Origin of the sequence: Peterkaempfera griseoplana (assembly GCF_001418575.1) — a bacterium.
Classification (GTDB): Bacteria; Actinomycetota; Actinomycetes; order Streptomycetales; family Streptomycetaceae; genus Peterkaempfera; species Peterkaempfera griseoplana.
Genome location: NZ_LIQR01000594.1, coordinates 1 through 7,344, shown reverse-complemented (window position 1 = coordinate 7,344; position 7,344 = coordinate 1). Strand labels below are relative to the sequence as shown.

The following is a 7,344-nucleotide window of genomic DNA, read 5'->3' as shown; positions in this document are numbered from 1 at the left end:
GCAGCACCGTGGTCACCCTCTCCAGCGGCGCGGCGATCGGCGGCTCCCCCATCAGCGGCGGATACGCCGGAGCCAAGGCCATGGTCCGCTTCGCCACCGCGTACGCCGCCGAGGAGTCCCGGCGTGCCGGACTCGGCATCCGGTTTGCCTCCCTGCTCCCCACCCTCACCCCCGCCACCGACCTGGGATTGGGCGCGGTCACCGGCTATGCGGCACGGGCCGGTGTCGACGTGGAGACCCACCTCTCCCGCCTCGGCCCCGTGCTCACCCCCGACCAGGTCGGCGCCGCCGTCCTGGAGCTGGCCGCCACCGCCGAACCGCACCCCGCCTACCGGCTGGGACCCGACGGGCTCAGCCCGCTGGGGTGAGGACGAGGGGCCCGCACCCGCAGCGGGCGACCCGGCCGCCACCCGGTAGAAAGGCGGCCATGGAACTCACCCAGATCCGCCTGCTGGTGTCCGACTTCCCCGCCGTCTACCGCTTCTACCGGGACGTGCTCGGCCTCAAGCCGCAGTTCGAGGCCGAGCAGGGCCCCTACGCCAAGCTGAGCCCCGACACCGGGAACGGCGCGGTGGCCCTCCAGGACCGGGCGCAGGCCGCAGCCGTACTGGAGCAGCTCGCGCGGCAGGCCGAGGGGTACCGCGCCCTGGTCGTCCTGCGGGTGGACGACCTGGACGCCGCCCACACCGAACTCCTCGGCCGGGGAGCCGAGTTCACCCGGGACCCCGCACCCATGGGCGACCGGATGCGGGTCGCCCACCTTCAGGACCCCGAAGGGAACCTGGTCGAGCTGCAGGAGTGGCTGGCACCGCGCGGCGCCTCCGCATAGCGCGGGCCGCACCGTCGCCCCCGCCCGTCACGGCGGGGGCAACGCGCGGCACAGCGCACCCAGCGCCTCCGCGAACGCCCGGTCGGACGGCGCGGAGTACCCCACCACCAGCCCGTCGACCACCGGTGAGACCGCGTCGGGGTGGCGGTAGCCGGCCAGTCCCTCCAGCGCCAGGCCCTGCCAGGCGGCGGCCCGGACCGCCGACCGCTCGGTGCCCGGCGGCAGCCGCAGCACGGCGTGCAGCCCCGCGGCGACACCGCTGAGCCCGATGTGCGGCGCCTGCTCCGCCAGTACGGACGCCAGCAGACGGCGACGGCCCCGATAGCGCTGCCGCATCCGCCGGACGTGGCGGTCGTAGCCGCCGGACTCGATGAAGTCGGCGAGCGTGAGCTGCTCCAGAGCGCCGGCGTACGGCTCCCGCTCCCCCTTGGCGGCGAGCACCTCGTCCCCTCCGCAGGCGTCGGCGACGAGGTGTACGCACGGGCCGCCGAGCACTTCGCGGAGGAGGAGCTCGCCCGGCTGCTCGCGCTGATCACCACCATCAACACCTGGAACCGGATCGCCCTCGCCACCCGCAGGACCCCGGGGACCGATCAGCGCGCGATATCGCGTTGATCCGGCCCCCGGCCGCTGCGACCATGAGGGCCGCCCACCGCCCACCGCACTGCGAGGTGCCATGACCGTCGACCTCTTCCCCCCGTCGCTGCCCGTGCTGACGACCCTCGGCGGCAGCGACAGCGGACGGGACTGGCTCACCGCGCTGCCCGCCCTGGTCGAGGAGCTGCGCGACCTCTGGTCGCTGCGGCTGGGGGCGCCGTTCCTCGGCGGCAGCTGCGCCTGGGTGGCCCCGGCGGAACTGCCCGACGGGAGGCGGGCCGTCCTCAAGGTGAGCTGGCCGCATCCGGAGGCGGTGGGCGAGGCCGAGGCGCTCCGGCTGTGGGACGGGCACGGCGCCGTCCGGGTGCTGGCTCACGACGCCGGGCGCTGTGCGCTGCTTCTGGAGCGCTGCGATCCCGGCACCGAACTGCGGGCCGCACAGCAGTTGGGCGCCGAGCAGCGGCTGCTGCTCGGCGCCGAGGTGCTCGGTCGGCTGTGGACCGCCGACCCGGCGCTCGCCACCGGCCTGGAGCCGCTGGAGGCGGTCGCCGCCTGCTGGGCCGACACGGCGGAGGAGCGGATGGCCCGGCTGCGGCCGGACTTCGATCCGGGTCTGGTGGCCCACGGGGTGCGGCTGTTGCGTGAGCTCCCTGCCTCGGCCGTGCGGCGGGTCGTCCTGCACGGCGACTTCAACCCGGGCAATGTGCTGCTCTCCGGGCGCGGCCCCTGGCTGGCGATCGACGCCAAGCCGATGACCGGCGATCCGGCGTACGACCCCTCGCCGCTGCTGGCGCAGCTCGACGACCCGTTCGCGCACCCCGATCCGCGGCGGGTGCTCTCCCGGCGGCTGGCGTTGCTGGCCGATGCCCTGGGCGAGGACGCCCGGCGGCTGGCGGCCTGGGCGCTGGCCCGCCAGGTGGAGTCCGCGCTCTGGGCCCTGGACGAGGGCCGTACGGACGTCGGGTCGATGGACCGGGCCCCGCTGCTGGCGGAGCTGGCCGGGCTCTGACCCGTCCCCGGCCGCCCGTGGTCCGGGGACGGGGGGCCGAAAGCGCGGATGCCCGCCGGACGGGGGCGTCCGGCGGGCACGGCGTGGAGTGGCTGCGGATCAGACCTGCTCGGCCTTCTCCAGGGCGGAGCAGCAGGTGTCGACGATCAGCCGGGTGACGACATAGGGGTCGACGTTGGCGTTGGGCCGGCGGTCCTCGATGTAGCCCTTCTTCTCGATTTCCACCTGCCACGGGATGCGGACCGAGGCGCCGCGGTCGGAGACGCCGTAGCTGTACTCGTTCCACGGGGCGGTCTCGTGCAGACCGGTCAGGCGGCTCTCGATGCCGAAGCCGTACTCCTTGACGTGCTCCATCGGCTTGCCCTCGGCGCCGAGCGCCTCGCAGGCGGTGATGATGGGGTCGTAGCCCTCACGCATCGCCCGGGTGGAGAAGTTGGTGTGGGCACCGGCACCGTTCCAGTCGCCCTTGGCCGGCTTGGCGTCCAGAGTGGCGGAGATGCCGAAGTCCTCGGCGGTGCGGTAGAGCAGCCAGCGGGCCACCCACATCTGGTCGGAGACCTCCAGCGGGGAGAGCGGGCCGACCTGGAACTCCCACTGGCCGGGCATGACCTCGGCGTTGATGCCCGAGATGCCGAGGCCGGCCTCGAGGCAGTTGTCGAGGTGCTTCTCGACGATCTCGCGGCCGAAGATCTCGTCGGCACCGACACCGCAGTAGTAGCCGCCCTGGGGCGCCGGGAAGCCGTTCTCGGGGAAGCCGAGCGGACGGCTGCCGTCGAAGAAGGTGTACTCCTGCTCGATGCCGAAGATCGGCTCCTGGCCGGCGAACCGCTCGGCGACCGGGCGGAGCAGCGCACGGGTGTTGGTCTCGTGCGGGGTGCCGTCGGTGTTGTAGACCTCGCAGAGGACCAGCTTGTGGTCGCCGCCGCGGATCGGGTCGGGGCAGGAGAAGACCGGCTTGAGCACGCGGTCCGACGCGTGGCCCTCGGCCTGGTTGGTGCTGGAACCGTCGAAGCCCCAGTCGGGCAGCTCGGCACCGTCAGCAAGGATCTTGGTCTTGGAGCGCAGCTTGGCGGTCGGCTGGGTGCCGTCGATCCAGATGTACTCGGCCTTGTAGCTCACTGGCGGAATCCTCGCGGGGTGGGGTGGGAGGGGTGCACCCGGAGCATTGCAAGGTGCCATTTCCCGGTTGTTCCTCCAATGTGAACACCATGTGAACCGACTTGAGACGGCCACCCGGGTACCCTCCGGCCCACAGCCCGCGAGGGCCTGTTATGGGGAGCCTCCTACACCGAGCCCCGCCTGCGGCGCACCACCAGCAGTGCCCCGGCACCGACGACCACCAGCACCGCGGCGCCCCCCAGCAGCAGCGGACTGACCGAGCCGCCGGTCTCCGCAAGATCGGCATCGGTGGTCCGCGGCGCGTTGGGCGCCGCGGAGGCGGACGCGGACGGCGCGGCGGAACCGGACGGCGCCGCGGACGAGGGAGCGGTGGCCGGCGCCGACGCGGTGGCCGGAGGCTGCGCGGACGGGGCGGTGGTCGTGGTGGAGGTGTCCGCCGCACCGGGCCTGACGCAGCTCACCGAGGCCACCGTGACCCGGCCGGCCACCCTGGCGACGTTCAGCTTCAGCGGGTTCACCGTGACGTCCAGCTCCAGCGCGGTCGCGGCCGCGGTGGTGGACGTGACGGCCCTGCGGGACAGCTCGGCCGAGACCACGCCGACACCCGGCACGGCGACCCGGGTCGGACCGGCGGCGGTCAGGGTGACCCGGCGGCCCAGCACCCGCAGGGTGCCCAGTACGTCGGCCTCGGCGGTGGGACGCCCGTCCACCGGGCAGTCGACCGCGGCGGTGACCGCCTCCAGGCCCAGCAGCGCGGTGAGCGGCAGTCCGGGCACATGCACATCGGCGCCCACCAGCCGCACCGAGGCCCTGGCGCCCTTGCGGTCCACGGTGGCGCGGGCGGTGCCCAGCTGCGCCTTGACCAGGGTGATCGGGGCCCCCTGGGCCACCCCGTCGACCCGGGCGGTGAGCATGGTGCCGCCCCCCTGTCCGGGAGCGCTCACCTTGTTGAGGGAGACGTCCACCGGCACGTCGACGGTGCGGTTCAGCAGGCCGACGTCCAGCCGCACCTCGGCGGCGGTCGCGGTGGCCCGGCCGCTCCCGGCGGCATGGGCGGGCCCGGCTGCCTGGGCGGCGGCCGGCAGCCCCGCGACGACCAGACCGGCGGCGGCCACGGCGACGGCACCCGGTCGCAGCCCGGATATGGCGGAGAAGACGGAAGACACGAGGAAACTCCCACACACGGCGGACGGAATCCCCCGGCCGATGGGCATCACACCACGCTCGGGGGTGGAGCCATCCTGTCGAACAGATCGTCACTCGGTAGGCACAGAGGGTGAGTTCACTCTTACGAGTGATTCAACCTCAGGAGTGAACTTCCGTCACGAAACGCTTCTCCCCCGAGCGCCCACGGCCTGCCTGCCGGCCGGCGCGGAGGGTCGGTGCGGTTCGGCAGCGGTCTCCCCGGTCAGCCGCGGAGCGCGGAGGCGAGGACGGCGGGCAGCTTGGCGAGGGCGGGTGCGGTGGTGAAGCGGGTGAGGCGCTGGAGGGTGGTGCGTGCGGTGCGGTTGGTGACGAAGTACGGCGGTCGGGGCGAGAGCGACGGGGAGCCGGTGAACAGGCCGCGGGGGGCCGGGGCGAAGGGGGCCCGGAGCACGGTCTTCTCGATGTCCTCGATCATGAAGGCGTTGTTGACGAAGCCGATGCCGCTGCCGATGGCCTGTCGGGTGTGGCCGGGGTGGGCGCCCCAGGGGGTGTAGCCGAGGAGGAAGCCGAGGGCCGACCAGGTGTTGATGCCGACGGTGCCGTAGCGCAGATCGGCGACGGCCGACTCGACTGCGGCGGGATGGGCCCTCTCGGTACGGGGATGGACCACGAGGGTCGCGCCGAGGGTGCCGGGAAGGGTGCTGTTGGCGAAGTCGACGGCGTGGCGCAGGAATGCGGCCGGGGTGTCGCCGGGCAGGCGTACGACGCCCAGTGCGCTGGCGAAGACCTCGCCGGTGATCAGTACGTCGTCGTGGTCGGTGACGTCCGGGACCAGGAGTCGGCAGCCGTCGGCGTGGCGCTCGGCCCCCGGGTGCGCCCGGAGTACGGCGGTCAGCCGCTGCCGGGCGCCGGGGTAGTAGTCGGTGCGGGCGGGCAGGGCGCGCAGGACGTCGCGGATCTCGTCGAGGAGCCGCTCGGTGCCGTCCCAGGTGCGGGGCAGCACCAGTATCTGGCTGGCGATGCAGTTGTGGCCGGAGTTGTTCATCTTGCTGGTGACGATGTGTTCGGCCTGGAAGCGGAAGTCGGCCGCGCTCCAGCGGCCCGGGACCACGATGCAGGGACTGACGCCGCCCAGTTCGCTGGTGAAGGGCTTGTCGACCAGCGGGGTGTCGTCACGGCGGCGCTGGGCGGCCCGGTCGTCCGCGCCCCAGACGATGGCGTCGTGGGTACGGTCGCTGCCGGTGATGTGAAGGGCGTCCACGCTGTCGTGGGTGGTGAGGTAGGTGCCTTCGGCGGCGCCCCCGTCGACGAACCGCACCCAGCCGCGTTCGAGGTACTCGGCGAAGATCCGCTCGAAGTGGGGGCGCAGATAGGCGTTGACCGGGTTCATCTTGGCGACGACGACCCGGCCCTCGCTGTACAGCTGGTGCAGGATGTCGACGGCGGTCATCGCGGCGACGTTGCCCGCTCCCAGCACCAGCGCCACACCGGCGGGCCGGGCGTGGCCGCGGTACTGGCCGGCCGCCCGGTCCCGCACCTGGTCGGCGCCGACCCCGGGCCGGATCCTGACCTGGGCCGAGAAGCCGCTCAGCAGCAGTGTGTCCCAGCCGGTGACGGGGAAGACGTCGACCCTGGTGCGGCCGCCGGCCTCGTGCACCGCGCCCGGTGGCAGCGGTTCGCGGCCGGCGGCGAGGCGGCGCAGGACGTGCAGACGGGCGCTGATGTTCTGGGCCAGCGCCCAGGGGCCGCCGGCCCAGTCCTCCGCGGCCCAGGGGGAGTCGGGGCCGTAGCCCTTGGCGGCGGCGCCGGCCGCGGCCAGCTCGGCGGCGCCGTCCCGGATCCGCGGCATCAGCCGCTCCAGCAGGCCGATGCGCTCGGCGAGCGGGGCCTCAGCCCAGGACCGGGCGCCGTCACGCAACTCGCCGAGCACCCGGTCGAGGGCAGCGGTGTCGATGGTGGTGCTGTTCACGTCACTCCTTGGCGGGGCGGACGGAGGAAGTCGCGGGGGAGGTCATGCGGCCAGGCCGTGGGCGTCGCGGGCGGGGTCGATCAGGGTGAACGCGGCAGCACCGCAGACCAGGAGCAGCGCCCCCGTGAGCAGCACGGCGTGCTGGTATCCGGCGGTGCCCTGGGTGTCGACCAGACGGCCCGTCAGGGTGGGGGCGATCAGTCCGGCGGTGGTCACCACCGCGCTCATCAGGCCCAGGGCTCCGCCCCGGCGCCGGGCGGGCACCAGCTCGGCGACGGAGGTCACCGAGATGCTCGACATCACCCCGCAGAGACCGAACCCGACCAGCAGCAGCAGTACGGCCACCGGGCCCCGCGGACGTCCGGGCAGCGCCAGGCAGGCCAGCGCGCAGACGATCAGCGTGATGCCACCGACCCTGGCGCGGGCCCAGCGGCTGCTCACCCCCCGGCGCATCAGCCACCCGGTGAGTACGGCCTGCCCGAGCATGGTGAAGGCGTTGACCGCCCAGATCACGGCGACCAGGTCGGCCGAGACGGTGGTGGAGTAGCCCAGGCCGTCGTGCAGGTAGGAGGGCATCCACACCAGCGCCAGGGCGATCACCCAGTAGGTGCCGAAGTAGGCGACGGCGGCGCCGGCCCAGGTGCGGGTGGCGAGGATGCGGCGGTAGGAGGGGGC

At 73.7% G+C, this 7,344-nt stretch carries 6 protein-coding genes and 3 pseudogenes; 4 read left to right on the top strand and 5 right to left on the bottom strand.

Going from position 1 to position 7,344, the window contains the following annotated elements:
• Both AOK09_RS33665 and AOK09_RS33660 read left to right on the top strand, forming a co-directional pair.
• Window positions 1-368 (top strand): annotated as a pseudogene (locus tag AOK09_RS33665) (SDR family NAD(P)-dependent oxidoreductase); the annotation flags it as partial.
• A 59-nt stretch (window positions 369-427) separates the two neighbouring features.
• A complete protein-coding gene (locus AOK09_RS33660; RefSeq protein ID WP_055591017.1) occupies window positions 428-829 on the top strand; it encodes a VOC family protein in 402 nt (133 codons plus the stop codon).
• Between the two features lie 27 nt (window positions 830-856).
• Here AOK09_RS33660 and AOK09_RS33655 read toward each other — a convergent pair.
• A pseudogene (locus AOK09_RS33655) lies at window positions 857-1,276 on the bottom strand (PLP-dependent aminotransferase family protein); the annotation flags it as partial.
• On the opposite strand from AOK09_RS33655, the pseudogene AOK09_RS38560 reads away from it, so the two are divergent.
• Together AOK09_RS38560 and AOK09_RS33650 are read left to right on the top strand one after the other, a co-directional pair.
• A pseudogene (locus AOK09_RS38560) lies at window positions 1,274-1,444 on the top strand (carboxymuconolactone decarboxylase family protein); the annotation flags it as partial. The pseudogenes AOK09_RS33655 and AOK09_RS38560 overlap by 3 nt on opposite strands.
• Before the next feature lie 61 nt (window positions 1,445-1,505).
• Entirely contained in the window at window positions 1,506-2,435 is a 930-nt protein-coding gene (locus AOK09_RS33650; RefSeq protein WP_055591015.1) for an aminoglycoside phosphotransferase family protein, read from the top strand.
• A gap of 99 nt (window positions 2,436-2,534) precedes the next feature.
• Here AOK09_RS33650 and glnII read toward each other — a convergent pair whose 3' ends face one another.
• The 4 genes from glnII to AOK09_RS33630 all read right to left on the bottom strand — a co-directional run.
• Window positions 2,535-3,554: a glutamine synthetase gene (gene glnII / locus AOK09_RS33645; RefSeq protein WP_055591014.1), complete on the bottom strand. Its 1,020-nt coding sequence runs from the start codon at window positions 3,552-3,554 to the stop codon at window positions 2,535-2,537.
• Window positions 3,555-3,718: 164 nt separating this feature from the next.
• Window positions 3,719-4,720 carry an SCO1860 family LAETG-anchored protein gene (locus AOK09_RS39740; RefSeq protein ID WP_055591013.1) on the bottom strand — a complete coding sequence of 334 codons (1,002 nt, stop codon included), beginning with the start codon at window positions 4,718-4,720 and terminating at the stop codon, window positions 3,719-3,721.
• Window positions 4,721-4,962: 242 nt separating this feature from the next.
• Complete coding sequence (locus AOK09_RS33635; protein ID WP_055591012.1) at window positions 4,963-6,669, bottom strand: aldehyde dehydrogenase family protein; 1,707 nt, start codon at window positions 6,667-6,669, stop codon at window positions 4,963-4,965.
• Window positions 6,670-6,711: 42 nt separating this feature from the next.
• Window positions 6,712-7,344 (bottom strand): MFS transporter (locus AOK09_RS33630; protein ID WP_157876142.1); only part of this gene is annotated, 633 nt, incomplete at its 5' end.

Excerpts from the sequence above, each read along its gene's own strand:
- AOK09_RS33660 (WP_055591017.1), top strand. The coding sequence starts at position 428 with ATGGAACTCACCCAGATCCGCCTGCTGGTGTCCGACTTCCCCGCCGTC.
- AOK09_RS33650 (WP_055591015.1), top strand. The coding sequence starts at position 1,506 with ATGACCGTCGACCTCTTCCCCCCGTCGCTGCCCGTGCTGACGACCCTC.